The sequence below is a fragment of the Subtercola vilae genome (genome assembly GCF_004923255.1).
GTDB lineage: Bacteria > Actinomycetota > Actinomycetes > Actinomycetales > Microbacteriaceae > Subtercola > Subtercola vilae.
In genome coordinates this window covers 1-16,443 of the sequence record NZ_QYRT01000047.1, presented here as the reverse complement: position 1 = coordinate 16,443, position 16,443 = coordinate 1, and the positions used below count along the sequence as shown (strand labels likewise).

General features: G+C 66.4%; 16 protein-coding genes. 14 read left to right on the top strand and 2 right to left on the bottom strand.

Translation table 11 applies throughout. The features are described from left to right. Nucleotides 1-23 precede the first annotated feature (23 nt). The 4 genes from nusA to rbfA all read left to right on the top strand — a co-directional run bounded on the left by nusA (nt 24) and on the right by rbfA (nt 5,238). Nucleotides 24-1,133 (top strand): transcription termination factor NusA, encoded by a 1,110-nt coding sequence (gene nusA, locus D4765_RS16685; RefSeq protein ID WP_237280515.1) that lies wholly within the window; start codon nt 24-26, stop codon nt 1,131-1,133. 56 nt (nt 1,134-1,189) lie between these two features. Next, nucleotides 1,190-1,444, top strand: a complete 255-nt coding sequence (locus D4765_RS16680; protein ID WP_136643450.1) for a YlxR family protein — start codon at nt 1,190-1,192, stop codon at nt 1,442-1,444. Nucleotides 1,445-1,580: 136 nt separating this feature from the next. Continuing rightward, nucleotides 1,581-4,619: a translation initiation factor IF-2 gene (gene infB, locus D4765_RS16675; protein ID WP_136643449.1), complete on the top strand. Its 3,039-nt coding sequence runs from the start codon at nt 1,581-1,583 to the stop codon at nt 4,617-4,619. 76 nt (nt 4,620-4,695) lie between these two features. Next, complete coding sequence (gene rbfA / locus D4765_RS16670; protein ID WP_136643448.1) at nt 4,696-5,238, top strand: 30S ribosome-binding factor RbfA; 543 nt, start codon at nt 4,696-4,698, stop codon at nt 5,236-5,238. Here rbfA and D4765_RS16665 read toward each other — a convergent pair. Then, complete coding sequence (locus tag D4765_RS16665; protein ID WP_136643447.1) at nt 5,235-6,248, bottom strand: ketopantoate reductase family protein; 1,014 nt, start codon at nt 6,246-6,248, stop codon at nt 5,235-5,237. The genes rbfA and D4765_RS16665 overlap by 4 nt on opposite strands. Nucleotides 6,249-6,280: 32 nt before the next feature. Continuing rightward, nucleotides 6,281-7,243: an HhH-GPD family protein gene (locus D4765_RS16660; protein WP_136643446.1), complete on the bottom strand. Its 963-nt coding sequence runs from the start codon at nt 7,241-7,243 to the stop codon at nt 6,281-6,283. A gap of 95 nt (nt 7,244-7,338) precedes the next feature. Between D4765_RS16660 and D4765_RS16655 the strand changes: the two genes are divergently transcribed. The 10 genes from D4765_RS16655 to D4765_RS16610 form a co-directional block, all read left to right on the top strand. After that, complete coding sequence (locus D4765_RS16655; RefSeq protein ID WP_136643445.1) at nt 7,339-7,953, top strand: nucleoside/nucleotide kinase family protein; 615 nt, start codon at nt 7,339-7,341, stop codon at nt 7,951-7,953. Further along, a complete protein-coding gene (gene truB, locus D4765_RS16650) occupies nt 7,953-9,014 on the top strand; it encodes a tRNA pseudouridine(55) synthase TruB (RefSeq protein ID WP_201799360.1) in 1,062 nt (353 codons plus the stop codon). Before D4765_RS16655 ends, truB begins: the two co-directional genes overlap by 1 nt. Next, nucleotides 9,011-9,379, top strand: a complete 369-nt coding sequence (locus D4765_RS16645) for a hypothetical protein (RefSeq protein ID WP_136643444.1) — start codon at nt 9,011-9,013, stop codon at nt 9,377-9,379. Before truB ends, D4765_RS16645 begins: the two co-directional genes overlap by 4 nt. Before the next feature lie 13 nt (nt 9,380-9,392). Further along, nucleotides 9,393-9,881, top strand: coding sequence for a hypothetical protein (locus tag D4765_RS16640; RefSeq protein ID WP_136643443.1), 489 nt, complete (start codon nt 9,393-9,395; stop codon nt 9,879-9,881). Further along, on the top strand, nt 9,881-10,810 hold the full coding sequence (locus D4765_RS16635; protein ID WP_136643442.1) for a bifunctional riboflavin kinase/FAD synthetase: 930 nt from the start codon (nt 9,881-9,883) through the stop codon (nt 10,808-10,810). The genes D4765_RS16640 and D4765_RS16635 overlap by 1 nt, the downstream gene beginning before the upstream one ends. Next, nucleotides 10,807-12,141: an MFS transporter gene (locus D4765_RS16630; RefSeq protein ID WP_237280514.1), complete on the top strand. Its 1,335-nt coding sequence runs from the start codon at nt 10,807-10,809 to the stop codon at nt 12,139-12,141. The genes D4765_RS16635 and D4765_RS16630 overlap by 4 nt, the downstream gene beginning before the upstream one ends. 50 nt (nt 12,142-12,191) lie before the next feature. Next, entirely contained in the window at nt 12,192-13,181 is a 990-nt protein-coding gene (deoC, locus tag D4765_RS16625) for a deoxyribose-phosphate aldolase (protein WP_237280513.1), read from the top strand. Nucleotides 13,182-13,204: 23 nt separating this feature from the next. After that, nucleotides 13,205-14,707, top strand: a complete 1,503-nt coding sequence (locus D4765_RS16620) for an aldehyde dehydrogenase family protein (RefSeq protein ID WP_136643440.1) — start codon at nt 13,205-13,207, stop codon at nt 14,705-14,707. Next, nucleotides 14,704-15,564 (top strand): aldehyde dehydrogenase family protein, encoded by an 861-nt coding sequence (locus D4765_RS16615; protein ID WP_136643439.1) that lies wholly within the window; start codon nt 14,704-14,706, stop codon nt 15,562-15,564. Before D4765_RS16620 ends, D4765_RS16615 begins: the two co-directional genes overlap by 4 nt. Nucleotides 15,565-15,922: 358 nt before the next feature. Continuing rightward, a partial coding sequence (locus D4765_RS16610) for a DUF222 domain-containing protein (RefSeq protein ID WP_338054644.1) occupies nt 15,923-16,443 on the top strand: 521 nt, incomplete at its 3' end.

The following is a 16,443-nucleotide window of genomic DNA, read 5'->3' as shown; positions in this document are numbered from 1 at the left end:
ACACAGAATGAAGGAGGCCGGCCGTGGATATCGACCTCAGCGTGCTCAAGCTCTTGGAACGCGAACGCGAAATTCCTTTCGAAGAGCTCGTGCAGATCATCGAACAGGCGATTCTCACCGCCTACCTGAAGCACACTGGCCAGGGTGAGCACAGCGCTTCGCCGCAGGGTGGAGCCGGGCACGCCTCAGCACCGCACGCCTCAGCACCGCACGCCTCAGCACCGCACGCCTCAGCACCGCACAGCTCAGCACCGCACGCAGACGGTGCCGGCGACGCACCCAAGGCGCGCGTGCACCTCGACCGCAAGAACGGGCACGTCAGCATCTTCGTGCCCGAGCTCGACGACGAGGGAATCGTCATCGGTGAGAGCATCGACAACCCGAGCGACTTCGGTCGCATCGCGGCCTTCGCGGCCAAGCAGGTCATCAACCAGCGCCTGCGCGACATCGCCGACGACGCCGTTCTCGGTGAGTTCAAGGGTCGTGAGGGTGACATCGTCGCCGGGGTCATCCAGCAGGGGCCGAACCCCCGCATGATTCACGTCGACCTCGGAACGGTCGAGGCCATCATGCCTCCCGAAGAGCAGGTCGCGGGCGAGGTCTACGCGCACGGAAACCGCATCCGCGTCTATGTCACCGCCGTGACGCGGGGCCTCAAAGGCCCGCAGATCACCGTCTCGCGCACGCACCCCTCGCTCGTACGCAAGCTGTTCGCACTCGAGGTGCCCGAGATCGCCAGCGGCAGCGTCGAGATCGTGTCGCTCGCCCGCGAAGCCGGCCACCGTACCAAGATCGCCGTTCGGGCAACCGAACCCGGCATCAACGCCAAGGGTGCCTGCATCGGCGAACTCGGCCAGCGGGTGCGCGCGGTCACGAACGAGCTGGGCAACGAGAAGATCGACATCGTCGACTACTCGGAAGACCTGCCCACGTTCGTGGCGAACGCCCTGTCGCCGGCCAAGGTGACCAGCTCGTTTGTCATCGATGCGTCGCTGAAAGCCGTTCGGGCACTGGTTCCTGACTACCAGCTCTCGCTCGCCATCGGCAAGGAGGGCCAGAACGCCCGCCTCGCCGCGAAGCTCACGGGCGCGAAGATCGACATTCAGCCCGACTCGATTCTCGAGGATGACTAGAACGAGCATCCGGTAACCACGTCGATACCGGCGTGGCGAAAATTGGCGGTGCTAGAATGAAACCTGTTAGAACGTGCGTCGGTTGCCGAGCGCGTGCCGAAAAGTCTTCCCTTCTCAGGGTCGTCGCCCAGAATCTCGAAATCGTTGCCGATGAGGCGGCGGTTCTGCCGGGGCGCGGTGCGTACCTGCATCCGAGTGTGGAGTGTTTTCAGAAAGCGGTGAAGCGCCGGGCCTTCGGGCGGGCGCTTCGCACGGAGACACCTCTTGAAACGGCAGCACTGGGTGCCAGACTCACCGGCCTGGCCTCCTGACTAATTCGCCAACAGAAACCGCGAGTAAAAAAACTGTGAAGAACTAATGAGCAACAACTAATGAGCGGCTCGAAATGAGTCCCGCACGTAGCTAAGGCCTGCCCCTTTTCGGGAGCCGGCCCGAACAAGGAGAATTGTGGCAAAACCACGCGTACACGAGATCGCAAGCGAACTCGGCGTCGACAGCAAGGTCGCCCTGGCGAAGCTCAAAGAAATGGGCCAATTCGTCAAAGGCCCGTCGTCGAGCATTGAACCCCCCGTCGCCCGCCGCCTGAAAGAGGCGCTGCAGGCCGAAAGCAACGCCGCAAAGGCGACTGCTGGTGCGAGCACCAGCGGTGCGAGTGCACCCGCCGCCGCTGCGGCCACCACCGCGCGCCCCGGCACCCGCCCGGGCCCGGCAGCACCGAAGGCACCCGCCCCCGCGGCCGCCGCACAGGCATCGGCACCCACCCCGTCATCAACGACGGCCGTTCCCGCAACGTCGGCCGCTTCCTCACCGTCGGCTGTGCCCTCGCCCGCTTCGGCGGCACCGAGTGCACCCGCGTCGTCGACGCCCGCCTCTGCGGCCGGTTCGACACCCAGCGCTGCACCCTCTGCAGCAGCCAGACCGGCGTCGTCGACGCCCAGCGCTCCTGCAACGCAGGGCAGTGCTACGTCTGCATCACCGGCCACGGCGTCGCCCTCCGGCACGTCGTCTACGTCTGCTTCGGCACCCGGCACTGCCAGCACGGGTTCGTCGGCAGCCGCGTCGTCGGGTGACGGCTCGGCGCCTCGCCCGGGCAGTATTCCCCGCCCAGCAGGCGCGCCTCGCCCCGGCAACAACCCCTTCGCGTCGAGCCAGGGAATGCAGCGCCCCGGCGCTCCTCGCCCCGGCAACAACCCGTTCGCCAGCCAGCAGGGCATGCAGGCCGGTGGCGCAGCTGCGCCTCGCCCCGGTGCTCCGGCTGCGGGCGGCTCGACAACCCCCAGCAACATTCCTCGCCCCGGTGCTCCCCGCCCGGGTGCACCTCGCCCCGGCGCCCCGCGCCCCGGCGGAGCAGGCCAGGGCAACCGCCCGGGCGGCTTCGGTGCACGCCCGGCCGGTGCCGGCGGCTTCCGCCCCGGTGGTGCCGGTGGCGCTCGTCCGGCTGGTGCCGGCGGGTTCCGTCCCGGTGGTACTCCGGGTGCTGCTCCCGGCAACACGTTCGGGGCTCCCCGCCCCGCAGCGGGTGCCGGCGGCCGTGGCCGTGGCCCCGGTGGTGGTACCGCAGGTGCCTTCGGTCGTGGTGGCGGGCGTGCCAAGGCGCGCAAGTCGAAGCGTACGAAGAGAGCTGAATTCGAACTGAGGGAAGCGCCCTCGCTCGGTGGCGTCAGTGTGCCCCGCGGCGACGGGTCGACCGTGGTGCGCCTGCGCCGCGGTGCCTCCATCACCGACTTCGCCGACAAGATCGACGCCAGCCCCGGCAACCTGGTCACCGTGCTCTTTCACCTCGGTGAGATGGCCACGGCGACCGAGTCTCTCGACGAGGCCACCTTCGGTGTGCTCGGCGAAGAGCTGGGCTACAAGATCCAGATGGTCTCGCCCGAAGACGAAGACCGCGAGCTGCTGCTCGGGTTCGACATCGACCTCGACGAAGAACTCGCCGAAGAGACGGAGGAAGACCTCGAGATCCGCCCGCCCGTCGTCACCGTCATGGGTCACGTCGACCACGGTAAGACCCGCCTCCTCGATGCCATTCGCAACGCGAACGTCGTCGCCGGTGAAGCAGGTGGCATCACCCAGCACATCGGTGCCTACCAGGTCGTCACCGAGCACGAGGGCATCGAACGCGCCATCACCTTCATCGACACACCGGGCCACGAGGCGTTCACCGCCATGCGTGCCCGTGGTGCGCAGGTCACCGACATCGCGGTTCTCGTGGTGGCGGCAGACGACGGCATCATGCCCCAGACCATTGAGGCACTGAACCACGCACAGGCGGCGGGCGTGCCCATCGTCGTGGCGGTGAACAAGATCGACGTACCCGGGGCCAACCCGGCCAAGGTGCGCCAGCAGCTCACCGAGTTCGGCCTGGTTGCCGAGGAGTACGGCGGAGACGTCATGTTCGTCGACGTTTCTGCTCGCAACAACGTCAACATCGACAAGCTGCTCGACGCCGTTCTGCTCACCGCAGACGCCGGCCTCGACCTGCGGGCGAACCCGAACAAAGACGCCCGCGGTGTGGCCATCGAAGCGAAGCTCGACAAGGGTCGTGGTGCGGTCGCAACCGTGCTCATCCAGTCGGGAACGCTGCAGGTCGGCGACGCGATCGTCGCCGGTACCGCCTACGGCCGCGTTCGTGCCATGCACGACGAGAACGGTGTCGCGGTTCTTGCCGCAACGCCTTCCCGCCCCGTTCAGGTGCAGGGTCTGTCGTCGGTGCCTCGCGCCGGTGACACGTTCCTCGTCATCGAAGAAGACCGCACCGCCCGCCAGATCGCTGAGAAGCGTGAAGCCGTCGAGCGGAACGCGTTGCTGGCCCGTGCCCGCAAGCGCATCTCGCTCGAAGACTTCACCAAGGCACTCGAAGAGGGCAAGGTCGAGTCGCTCAACCTCATCATCAAGGGTGACGTCTCGGGTGCTGTCGAAGCACTCGAGGAGTCGCTGCTCAAGATCGAGGTCGACGACAGCGTGCAGCTGCGCATCATCCACCGTGGTGTCGGTGCCGTCACGGCATCCGACGTCGACCTGGCGACGATCGACAACGCGATCATCATCGGGTTCAACGTGCGCCCCGACCCGAAGGCCCGCGAACGTGCGGCCCGTGAGGGTGTCGACGTGCGCTTCTACTCGGTCATCTACAACGCACTCGAAGACATCGAGAACTCGCTCAAGGGCATGCTCAAGCCCGAGTTCGAAGAGGTTCAGTCGGGTGTTGCCGAGATCCGCGAGATTTTCCGCTCCTCCAAGTTCGGAAACATCGCCGGTGTCATCGTTCGCTCGGGTACCATCACCCGCAACGCCAAGGCGCGAGTCATTCGCGACGGCGTTGTGGTCGGAGACAGCCTGGCCATCGAGTCGCTGCGTCGCTTCAAAGACGACGTCACCGAGGTTCGTACAGACTTCGAGGCTGGTATCGGCCTCGGCAAGTTCAACGACATCCAGATCGGCGACGAGATCGAGACGATCGAACTGAAAGAGAAGCCGCGTACCTAGCGGTTGCTGTGTGATGGCGGGGCGTCCTGGGTTCAGGATGCCCCGCCCTTCGCTTTACTACGGAAAGAAGCACATCATGGTTGACGAAGCCCGCGCGCGTAAGCTCGCAGACCGCATCAAAGTCATCGTGGCCAAGAAGCTCGAACGCGGAGTCAAAGACCCGCGCATGGGTTTCGTGACCATCACCGACGTTCGCGTCACTGGCGACCTGCAGCACGCCTCCATCTTCTACACGGTGTACGGCACTGACGAAGAGCGTGCCGACAGTGCCGCCGCCCTCAAATCAGCCACCGGCATGCTGCGCACCGAGGTGGGCAAGAACATCACCTCGCGGCTCACCCCGTCGCTCGAATTCATCGCGGATGGCATCCCCGAGAACGCGAAGCTCATCGACTCGCTGCTCACCGAGGCCCGCACGCGCGACGCTGAGGTCGAGTCGCTCGCCCGCACGGGCACGTACGCCGGCGACGCCGACCCGTACGTGAAGCCGCGCGTCATCGCCGACGAAGACGACTTCGACGATGACGACGATGACGACGACGACGATGACGCTGGCACTGCCGACGACGCTGATGAAGACGCCGAGAACCACGAGGCCGAACCGGCCAAGGGCGTCTAGCCCCGCTTCTCCGCGGCGAGATCGACGGCCCGCGCCACGGCGCCGGGTGTCATGAAGTGGTGCGACGCCTCAACCCCGTGCACCATTTCGGTGAGAGCGGCGTTGATGGGGGCATTCACGCCGGCGGCAGCGGCCTCGGCCACAACTGCACCGTTGAGGTAGTCGACCTCGGTCAGCTGCCCGCGCCGGATGCTCTGCAGCGTCGACCCCGGGTTCGGAGTGTCGCCCATGCGACGCGCCATCAGCAGCGGAAGCTGCTCGGCCAGCGTCGCGGGCACCGACGTGAAGACCCGGAGCATCGCGCTGCTGAGGCCCTGCACTTTCTCGAAGCGCACGCCGCTCGCGCGCCCCACCCGCACGGCTTCGCGCATTCCGGCGGTGATGATGGCGCGGAGTTCGGCATTCGCGATGGTCTCCTGCACGCTGAGCCCCGTGATGGCGGGCATTGCGTTGACCTGGTTCACGATGAGCTTGCTCCATTGCGCGCCCGTGAAGTTGCTGATGGCCTGCGCCGGCACCGACTCGGCGAGCACGCCAGCGGCCGCGACGGTGGCCGCGGTGGGTGGGCCGTCTCCGCTGCCGAGAAGGGTGGGGCCCGACGTTGTGACGGTTATCTCACCGGCCGAGAGGTAGCTGGCGGCGTAGAGGGCGAGGCCGCCGATCCAGTCTGCGTCGGGGAGGGCGGCGCGGGCCGTCGCAAGCGCCTCGAGGCCGTTCTGTACGATGACCACGGGCAGACCGGTGAGAAACTCGCGGTTCGCCTCGATGGCCGACCGGGCATCCTGAGCCTTCGTGCAGACGAGCGCCAGTTCGGGGCGCCTCGTGAGGGTCTCGTTCGCGGTGACGAGGGCCGTGTGGGTGCCCCAGGCGCCGGTCAGCCGGATGCCCGACTCACGAATTGCGGCCAGGTGTTCGCCGCGCGCGGCCAGCTCGACATCGTGGCCGCTGCGGTTGAGCGAAGCAGCGATGCTGCCCCCGATGGCGCCGGCTCCGACGAGTGCGATCTGCATGTTCCCCCTGTTGTCGACACGGTGGTCGGCTTCTACGGTAGCGCGTATCCAGTGGCGGTCACGGCGGCGAGCCCGTCGCTGACGAGCCCGGCGAGAGCGCGGTCGCGTTGTTCGTCGTCGGGCCAGAGCGCAGCGATGTCGGCGGCGGTGACACTGCCGTGGCGGGAGGTAGGGCCGGGCCGGGGAGGTTCTGGCGGTCGGGTGCCGGGTGCCAGAGCGTGCGGTGCCGCAGCATCGGGCGCCGCCCGCAGCGCCGCGAGAATGAGCCCCCGCACCTGACGATCCGACCCCTCGTACTTCTTCTGCACGGCCTTCCGCGGCCCGTCGTACCCCGGAAACCCTGCGCCCCTCCACTCGCAGTACTCACTGATCGGGCACGCCTCGCAGCGGGGCGCCCGTGCGGTGCAGACCGTCGCACCGAGCTCCATGATCGCCGCGTTGAAACTCCGCGCGGCCACCTTCTCGTCGGGCAGCAGCTGGCTCATTGCCGCCAGGTCGCGCCGGATGCTCGGCGGCGCGGGCTCGGCCTGACCGGCCACCGCGCGCGCGATCACCCTCCGGATGTTCGTGTCGACCACCGGGTGACGCTCGCCGTACGCGAAGGCCGCGACGGCCCGGGCGGTGTAGTCGCCGACGCCGGGGAGGGCGAGCAGGGCATCCACCTCCCGCGGAACCACGCCGCCGTGCCGCTCGACGATCGCCACGGCTGTCGCGTGCAACCACAGGGCGCGGCGCGGATAGCCGAGTGACTGCCACGCCCGCACGGCGTCACCGGGCGAGTCGGCCGCCAGCGCAGCCGGGGTTGGCCAGCGTGCGAGCCATTCGTCGAGCCGCGGAATCACGCGCGACACCGGCGTCTGCTGCAGCATGAACTCGCTCACCAGCGTGCCCCAGGCTGTGAACCCGGGCCGGCGCCACGGCAGGTCGCGGGCGTTCTCGGCGAACCACCCGATCAGCGCGGGTGCGATCGCGGGGTGCGGGTGTGCCGTGCTCATCCTCTTTAATCTACGCTGTCGCGCCCGGATGCTCGCCGCCCGCGCACTCGCGGCCACCCTCGCCGACTGTCACCCCCCACCCGTAAACTGGAGTCATGCTCTACCCGCCCACGCCACGCAACGAACTCGTCGATGCCCTCGCCACCGAGATCGCCCACAATTACGGCCGCGGCCGCCCGCTCGTCGGCATCGACGGTGCGCTCGGCGCCCGCGCCTTCGCCGACGACCTGGCCGCCTCCTTTCGCGCCTCGGGCCACGCCGTCGTTCGCGCAAGCCTCGACGACTTCCTGCTGCCCCGGGAGAGCCGCCAGCAGCGCGGTGCCGACTCGCCGGAGGGCTACTACTTCGACCGGTACGACTACGCCTCGTTCCTCCGCGTGCTCGTGCAGCCGTTCCGCATGGGCGGCAGCACCGGGTTCGTCACGGCCAGCTTCGACGAATCCCGTGACGCACCCGTCGAGTCGCGCTGGGTCACCGCGCCAGCCGACGCTATTCTCATCGTCGACGGGCCCTTTCTGCAGCGGCCCGAACTTCGCGGCGTCGCCAACTTCGTCGCCTTTCTCGAGGCTCCACTTGCCCTGCTCGACGGGCAACTCGGTGCAGCCCACGAGCTCTATGCGGCAGCCGTAGCGCCTCGTGTCGCGGCCGATGCCATCATCTCTGTGACCGACGAAGAGCATCCGGTGCGCGTCTTCGCCGACCGCTGCTGATGGGCCAGATCCACACCGGCGCGACCACCAAGGGCCAACCGCGCGCGAGCCAGGCCCGCCGCGGCCTGACCCAGAGCGGAATCGTTCTCGTCGACAAACCGCAGGGCATCACCAGTCACGACGTGGTCGCCCGCACCCGCAAACTCGCCGGCACGCGCAAAGTCGGCCATGCCGGCACCCTCGATCCCCTCGCCACCGGCCTGCTCGTGCTCGGGCTCAACAACTCGACCCGTCTGCTCACCTACGTGGTCGGCCTCGACAAAGAGTACGAAGCCGTCATCCGGCTCGGCGCCGCGACGACCACCGACGACTCCGAGGGCGAGACCATCTTCACCGCCCCCGCCGGCGCCGTCGAGGCGGTTCAGCCCGAAACGATCGCGGCCGGTCTCGCTGCCCTCACCGGCGACATTCTGCAGACCCCGAGCTCGGTCAGCGCCATCAGGGTCGACGGCAAGCGCGCCTACACCCGGGTTCGGGAGGGCGAGACGGTGGTTCTGGATGCCCGCCCTGTCACCATCGCCAGCATCGACGTCTCGGCAGCCACTCCCGGCACCGACGCCGAAGGCAACGCCGTGCTCGACGTGGCCGCCCGCATCACCTGCTCAACCGGAACCTACATTCGCGCCATCGCCCGCGACCTCGGCGACGCACTCGGAGTCGGCGGCCACCTCACGGCCCTCCGCCGCACCCGCATCGGGCCGTTCGAGGTCGCTCACGCGCACACGCTCGATGTTCTCGACCCTGCTCGCGACCTCGTGACGCCCGCAGACACCGCCCGGGCGCTGTTTCCCGCGGTCCAGCTCGATGAGATCCAGGCGTCTGAGCTGCGCGACGGCAAGCGCATCGCGGTCGACCCGCCACCCCCAGCACCGGGCACCGAGGCGTCTGCACGCGGGCCCATCGCGGCGATCGACCCTGACGGCGCCCTCATCGGCCTGTTCGAACTGCGCGGTGGGCTGAGCCGCGTTCTTGTGAACTTTGCCCGTGATGCGGCGCCGTTGCCGGCCGCCGACGCCCCAGCTGCGGCCGCCACCGCCCCCACCCTCGGGGCCAGCGCATGATCGACTGGTTCTCGAGCATCCAGATCGCCGTCGCCATTCTCGCCGGTGTGCTCTGCCTCATCGTGGGGTTGACCGGCCGCACCCCGAACGACTACACGCTGGGCGCTACAGCCGTCGTCGAACTGCTGCTCGTCGTGCAGTTCGTGGTGGCGCTCATCGCCCCCGCGGCGGGTAACCAGCCGCGCGGTGACCTGCTCGAGTTCTACGTCTACATGGTCTCTGCTCTGCTGCTGCCGGCCGCAGCCGTCTTCTGGGCGCTGATCGACCGCACCCGCTGGAGCACTGTGATCCTCGGTGTTGCGTGCTTCGCCATTGCCGTGATGGTGTTTCGCATGAACGAAATCTGGCTGGTTCAAAACGCCTAAACTGGGCAGTGACATGTCGACACAATCCGAATCCGCGCTGCCGCCCGAACGCACCAGACGCCCCCGCATCGCCGGTATCGGCCGTGTGCTCGTGGTCATCTACGCCATTCTCGCGCTCGGGGCCACCGGCCGCTCTGTCGTGCAGATTCTGCACCAGTTCAACGACGCCCCGGTGGCATATTCCCTGTCAGCCGTGTCAGCCGTTGTCTACATCGTCGCCACCATCGCCCTCGTTGCTCGGGGCGCGATCTGGTACCGCGTGGCGTGGGTGACCATCTCGTTCGAGATGCTCGGCGTGCTGGTCGTCGGCACGCTCAGCGTCACGCAGCCTGAGCTCTTCAACCACGCCTCAGTGTGGTCGTACTACGGGGTCGGTTACGTCTTCGTTCCGCTGGTTCTCCCGGTGCTCGGCATGATCTGGCTCGCCACCCACAAGCCTGTCGCCCTGTCTCAGCTGCCCGCAGACGAAACGGCACAGAGCGAGACCGGAGCAACGAAGTAGTGAAGGTCTTCACGTCTCTCGCCGGGGTTCCTGCCGACTTCGGGCCCTCCGCCGTGACCATCGGCAAATTCGACGGCGTGCACGAAGGCCACCGCGCCGTCATCAATGAGCTCCTCCGGGTCGCGCGCGCCGACAACCTGGTGGCGACGGTTGTGACGTTCGATCGGCACCCGCTTCGCCTGCTTGCGCCCGAGCGCGCGCCCGTCGCTCTGGTCGGCAATGAGCAGAAGCTCGACCTGTTGTCTGAGACGGGTCTGGATGCCGCACTCATGCTCACCTTCGACCAGGCGTTTGCCGCGCTGAGCCCGCGCCAGTTCGCCGAAGACATTCTCGTTCGCGCACTGCACGCCAGAGCCGTGCTCGTGGGCGGCGACTTTCGGTTCGGAAACCGAAGCCTGGGCACCGTTGACACCCTCCGGGAACTCGGCGATGAGTTCGGCTTCGAGGTGCGCCTCATCGACGATGTGGCACCGCTGTCAGACCGCAGGGTGTCGTCGACGTGGATCAGGGAGCTGCTGAGTGAGGGCGACGTTCTCCGCGCGACGCAGTTGCTCGGGCATCCGCCGGCGATTCAGGGTGAAGTCGTGCACGGCGCCAAGCGGGGCAGAGAACTCGGTTTTCCCACCGCGAACCTCTCGCCGCGTTCGGAGGGCCTCATTCCGGCCGACGGTGTCTACGCGGGCTGGCTTACCGACGGTGACCGGCGGTACCCGGCTGCCATCTCCGTGGGCAGCAACCCGACGTTCGACGGGGTACCACCGAAGCAGGTCGAGGCCTTCGTGCTCGATCAGACCATCGACCTCTATGGCCACATCGTGCTGATCTCTTTCGCCGATCGCATTCGCGGAATGGTCAAGTTCACGGGCATCGAGCCGCTCATCGAGCAGATGAACGACGACGTCGAGCAGGTCAGAAAGCGCCTCGCGTGAGCGTGCCCGCCGCAGCGGGCTCGATGGGTGGCGAGGTGCCACGTTCGACTTCAGTACCGCTCTGGGCCGGTCGCGCCCTTGCTCTGCTCGGCATTCTGCTGGTGGCTGCCAACCTCCGCACCGCGGTTGCCGCCCTGTCTCCGATCTTCTCGGCGATTTCGGTCGACATTCCGCTCGACAGCCTCAGCATCGGCGTTCTGGGAACCCTGCCTCCGCTCTGCTTCGCCCTGTTCGGGTTGCTCGCACCGATTTTCCAACGTCACATGCGTATCGAATCGCTTGTACTCGTCTCACTTCTTGCCATTCTCGTGGGCGATGTTGTTCGTTCGCTCGCAGGATCGTACGTCGTACTGGTCGCCGGCAGCACTGTTGTCTTCGCAGGGATGGGCATCGGCAACGTGCTTCTGCCGCCGCTGGTCAAGAAGTACTTTCCCGACCGTGTGGGATTGATGACGTCGCTGTACGCCACCGTGCTCTCGCTCTTCTCGCTGTTTCCCCCTCTCGTTGCAGTGCCAATGAGCGAGGCGGCGGGGTGGAGGGTCTCGGTCGGGCTCTGGGCCGTGCTCACCCTTGTGGCCGTTCTGCCGTGGATCATGCTCATCGTTCGCGACCGCCGTTCGGTGCCAGAGGCAGTGCGGGCCGACAGCGTGACGGCCATCGCCGAGGCCGTGCCGCGGGGGCGCGCGTGGCACTCCCGTGTGGCGTGGTCGCTCGGCATCATGTTCGGTATCACCTCACTGAACGTCTATGCCATGTTCGCGTGGCTGCCCCAGATTCTGGTCGACTCCGCCGGTGTGACCCCCGCCGGTGCCGGGGCGCTGCTCTCGCTGTATTCCGGAATCGGCATACCCGCCTCGCTCCTGGTGCCGCTCGTCGCCACTCGAGTGAAGAACGTGGGCGTGCTCATCTGGATCGGGGTTGCACTGTACGTCGTGGGCTACCTCGGCCTGTTGTGTGCACCAGCCGTCTTGCCGTGGGTATGGGTGACGCTGGCAGGGGCTGGTCCGCTACTCTTTCCGCTCTCGCTTCTCCTGATCAACCTGCGGACGAGAAGCCAGGCTGGCGCCGTGGCTCTCAGCGGCTTCGTTCAGGGCCTCGGCTATCTGATCGGAGCTGTCGGCCCCCTCGCTGTGGGATTTCTCCACCAGCTCACTGGTGGCTGGGTAGCTCCCATCGTCTTCCTGCTGGCGACCATCGCTGTGATTGTTGTTGTCGGCGCCATCGTTGCGCGCCCGCACCTGCTCGAAGACGACTGGCATCGCGGGCATTCCGCCCACACAGCTTCTAGAATTGACAGAATCAAGCAACAAAGAAATTCAGGTGTTCGGTGACCACAGAGCAAGCAGTGCGACCAGATAGTGCAGTGACCAAAGATCACGCAGTGAGCCCGGCTTCGCGGGCAGTCGAGGTGCTCGGCGGTGAACTCACCGAGCAGAGCCTCAAGCGCTATCTCGCTGGTATCCCCGGGGTCGACGCGGTCGGGCTGCACGCACGCGCAGCCGATCTCGGCTCTCGGTCGATCAAGACCACGTCGAAGGCCTGGGCGCTCGATCGCATCATCTCGCTGATCGACCTCACCACGCTCGAAGGTGCAGACACCCCCGGCAAAGTGCGTTCGCTGGTTGCGAAGGGCCTGACTCCGGATGCCGGCGACCTCAGCTGCCCCCGCGTCGCCGCGGTCTGCGTGTACGGCGACATGGTTCCCGCCGCCGTCGAGGCCCTCGGCGTCTTTCACGGAGAAAACGTCGAAGGCGGAATCAACGTGGCCGCCGTCGCCACCGCCTTCCCGAGCGGCCGCGCGTCGCTCGCCGTCAAACTCGCCGACACGGCCGATGCCGTCGCAGCGGGTGCCGACGAGATCGATATGGTCATCGACCGCGGGGCCTTCCTCTCCGGTCGCTACGGCCAGGTCTTCGACGAGATCGTCGCCGTCAAAGAGGCCTGCCGCCGGGTCGATGGCAGCTATGCGCACCTCAAAGTGATTCTCGAGACCGGCGAACTGAACACGTACGACAACGTTCGCCGGGCATCCTGGCTCGCCATTCTCGCCGGTGGAGACTTCATCAAGACTTCGACGGGCAAGGTCGCGCCCGCCGCCACCCTTCCCGTCACACTGCTCATGCTCGAAGTCGTTCGCGACTGGCACCGCCTCACCGGTGAGAAGATCGGCGTGAAGCCGGCCGGCGGCATCCGAACATCCAAAGACGCCATCAAGTACCTCGTCACCGTCGCAGAGACTGCGGGCGAAGAATGGTTGCAGCCGCACCTATTCAGGTTCGGTGCCTCATCGCTGCTGAACGACGTTCTGTTGCAGCGCCAGAAGCTCGCATCTGGCCATTATTCCGGCGCCGACTACGTCACCATCGACTGATTTCGAATCGAAAGACTACCCTCATGTCATTTCTGGAATATGCCCCCGCGCCCGAGTCGACAGCGCTGTTGAACCTGCAGTCGGAGTACGGGCTGTTCATCAACGGTGAGTTCGTCGCTGGCAGCGACCCCACCTTCTCCACCATCTCGCCCGCCACCGAGAAGCACATCGCGACCATCGCCCAGGCCTCATCGGCCGACGTGGATGCCGCGGTAAAAGCCGCCCGTACGGCCTACGACACGACGTGGTCGCGTCTCTCGGGTCGTGATCGCGGAAAGTACCTCTTTCGCATCGCCCGCCTCGTGCAGGAGCGTGCCCGCGAGCTCGCCGTCGCCGAAAGCCTCGACAACGGCAAACCGATCAAAGAGAGCCGCGACGTCGACGTTCCTCTCGTCGCCGCCTGGTTCTTCTACTACGCAGGCTGGGCCGACAAGCTCGACCACGCCGGCGTCGGGCCGAACCCGCGCGCACTCGGTGTTGCGGCCCAGGTCATTCCGTGGAACTTTCCGCTGCTCATGCTGGCCTGGAAGATCGCGCCGGCCCTCGCCGCCGGCAACACTGTCGTGCTGAAGCCCGCCGAGACCACCCCGCTCACGGCCCTGCTCTTCGCCGAGATCGTGCAGCAGGCCGGGCTCCCGGCCGGTGTCGTGAACATCGTCACGGGTGCCGGTGAAACCGGTCGCGCCCTCGTCAACCACCCCGATGTGAACAAGGTCGCCTTCACCGGTTCGACCTCGGTCGGGCGCGAAATCGCTCGTTCGCTCGCAGGTACCTCGAAGAAGCTCACACTCGAACTCGGTGGTAAAGGTGCCAACATCGTCTTCGACGACGCACCCATCGACCAGGCTATCGAGGGCATCGTGCGCGGCATCTTCTTCAACCAGGGCCACGTCTGCTGCGCAGGGTCGCGGCTGCTGGTGCAGGAGAACATCCACGACGAGGTCGTCGAGCGCCTGAAGACGCGCCTCGGCACCCTGCGAGTCGGTGACCCGCTCGACAAGAACACCGACGTCGGGGCCATCAACTCCGCAGAACAGCTGCAGCGCATCCGCACCCTCTCTGATATCGGTGAGGCCGAAGGCGCCGAACGCTGGAGTCCCGCCTGCGACCTGCCCGAGAACGGCTTCTGGTTCGCACCCACCATCTTCACCAACGTCTCGACCAGCTCGCGTATCGCCCGCGACGAGATCTTCGGGCCGGTGCTGTCGATTCTCTCCTTCCGCACTCCGGCCGAGGCGATCGCCAAAGCGAACAACACGCCCTACGGCCTCTCGGCTGGCATCTGGAGCGACAAGGGCAGCAAGATCCTCGCTGTCGCCGACAAACTGCGCGCCGGCGTCATCTGGGCCAACACCTTCAACCAGTTCGACCCCTCGAGCCCCTTCGGAGGCTACAAAGAGAGCGGCTACGGTCGTGAAGGCGGCAAGCAGGGTCTCGCTGCCTACCTCGCCCCGGCCGCGTTCGGGTCAAGCCCGACGGCCCTTCCTGTTTCCACCTCATCCGCTCTCGAAGGGGCTGACAAATGAGTCGACTCGCCGTGCCCAAAACATACAAGCTCTACATCGGCGGCAAATTTCCGCGCAGCGAATCAGGCCGCGTCTACGAGATACTCGACGCCTCGGGCGGCTTTCTCGCCAACGCCGCGCAGGCCTCCCGTAAAGACGCTCGCGACGCCGTCGTCGCTGCCCGCAACGCCGTCTCCGGCTGGTCGAATGCCACCGGCTACAACCGCGGCCAGGTGCTCTATCGCATCGCCGAACTCCTCGAAGGCCGTCGCGCCCAGTTCATCGACGAGATCGTCGCCTCCGAGGGTGTCTCGCCGTCGGTCGCAGGATCCCAGGTTGACGAGGCCATCGACCGCTGGATCTGGTACGCCGGTTGGGCCGACAAATACACCCAGGTTGCTGGCAATGCCAACGCGGTTTCAGGCCCGTACTTCAATATCTCGGTGCCCGAGGCAACCGGTGTCGTCGCCATCATCGCACCGCAAGACTCGTCCCTGATCGGGTTCGTGAGTGCCGTCGCCCCCGCTCTTGTCGCCGGCAACACCGTCGTCGTCGTGGCCTCGCAGAGGCTGCCGCTCTCCGCCATCAGCCTCGCCGAGGTACTTGCCACCAGTGATGTGCCCGGGGGAGTTGTCAACATTCTCACCGGTTCGCCAGCCGAGATCGCGCCCTGGCTTGCATCGCACGCCGATGTGAATGCGCTCGACCTGGTGGGGGCATCCGACCTCGACTGGATCTCGTTGCAGATCGCGGCCGCGGAGACCCTGATGCGCGTGCTCCCGCCCGAGTCGGGCCCGGATGCAGCACTCCCGTCGCTCGCCCGCATCACTGCTTTCACCGAAACCAAGACCGTGTGGCACACGAAATCGCTGATCTGACCTTAGTGGGTTTTTAGTCAGTCTTGGCTGGAAAAGTTTTTTGAGATTCTTTTGTGTGGGGGTCGATTTGGGCTGTATTTGTTGAGTGAATGTCAGTGGTTGGTGTTTGACTTGGGTCATGAACGAATCGGCCCTACCTTCTGACCCGGCGTACGAGTCCCTTGTGGATTCGCTGTCGTCGTGGTGTGGGGCTGCCGCGCCCTTCGGGCTTGCCGATGATGCGTTGTTGTCACGGATCGCAGACGCGGAGAAGCTGGGCCGGTTAGTGGACGGGTTGCGTGTGCGGTTGGCGGGGGAGGTGGCTGAGAGGTCCCGGAGTGAGTTGGGGGATGGGTCGCTGTCACGGGCACAGAATTTCGTGACGGTACCGAAGTTGGTGGCGGCGGTGACGGGTGGGGCGGGGCATACCGCGAGCAGCTGGCTGAAGCTCGGTAAGAGTGTCAGGTCGGGGGTGTCGATCAATGGGGTGGTGATCCCGTCGAACTTCCCGCACGTCGAGCAGGGCCTCATCGATGGCACACTCGGGGTGGATGCGGCGGCGCAGATCGTTCGTAACCTGACCGAGGTCGCAGCCCAGTTGGGGTTCACCGAAGAGATCCGTGACGCCGAGAAAGCGTTGGTTGATGCGGCGATGAACATCTCGGGTGGGTTCCGGTACTCAGCGGACGATATTGGTTTGCTGGCGTCGCGGGTGCGGGCGCATCTTGACCCTGACGGTGTGGAACCCACTGACCGGGTGTTGCAGTCCAAGAGGTATGTGAGGTTCACGGCGCAGGGTGATGGGATGACCAAAATGATCGCCCTCCTGCCACCCCTGCAAGCAGGCAGTTTGCGGGCGTTGTTGGAAGCGTTGCAGTCCCCGAGGGTGCGCCCCCAGTT

What these genes read in the sequence shown, in the direction of transcription:
- D4765_RS16680 (WP_136643450.1), top strand. Translation starts at nt 1,190, where the DNA reads ATGAAACCTGTTAGAACGTGCGTCGGTTGCCGAGCGCGTGCCGAAAAG.
- rbfA (WP_136643448.1), top strand. Translation starts at nt 4,696, where the DNA reads ATGGTTGACGAAGCCCGCGCGCGTAAGCTCGCAGACCGCATCAAAGTC.
- D4765_RS16665 (WP_136643447.1), bottom strand. Translation starts at nt 6,248, where the DNA reads ATGCAGATCGCACTCGTCGGAGCCGGCGCCATCGGGGGCAGCATCGCT.
- D4765_RS16660 (WP_136643446.1), bottom strand. Translation starts at nt 7,243, where the DNA reads ATGAGCACGGCACACCCGCACCCCGCGATCGCACCCGCGCTGATCGGG.
- D4765_RS16655 (WP_136643445.1), top strand. Translation starts at nt 7,339, where the DNA reads ATGCTCTACCCGCCCACGCCACGCAACGAACTCGTCGATGCCCTCGCC.
- truB (WP_201799360.1), top strand. Translation starts at nt 7,953, where the DNA reads ATGGGCCAGATCCACACCGGCGCGACCACCAAGGGCCAACCGCGCGCG.
- D4765_RS16645 (WP_136643444.1), top strand. Translation starts at nt 9,011, where the DNA reads ATGATCGACTGGTTCTCGAGCATCCAGATCGCCGTCGCCATTCTCGCC.
- D4765_RS16640 (WP_136643443.1), top strand. Translation starts at nt 9,393, where the DNA reads ATGTCGACACAATCCGAATCCGCGCTGCCGCCCGAACGCACCAGACGC.
- D4765_RS16620 (WP_136643440.1), top strand. Translation starts at nt 13,205, where the DNA reads ATGTCATTTCTGGAATATGCCCCCGCGCCCGAGTCGACAGCGCTGTTG.
- D4765_RS16615 (WP_136643439.1), top strand. Translation starts at nt 14,704, where the DNA reads ATGAGTCGACTCGCCGTGCCCAAAACATACAAGCTCTACATCGGCGGC.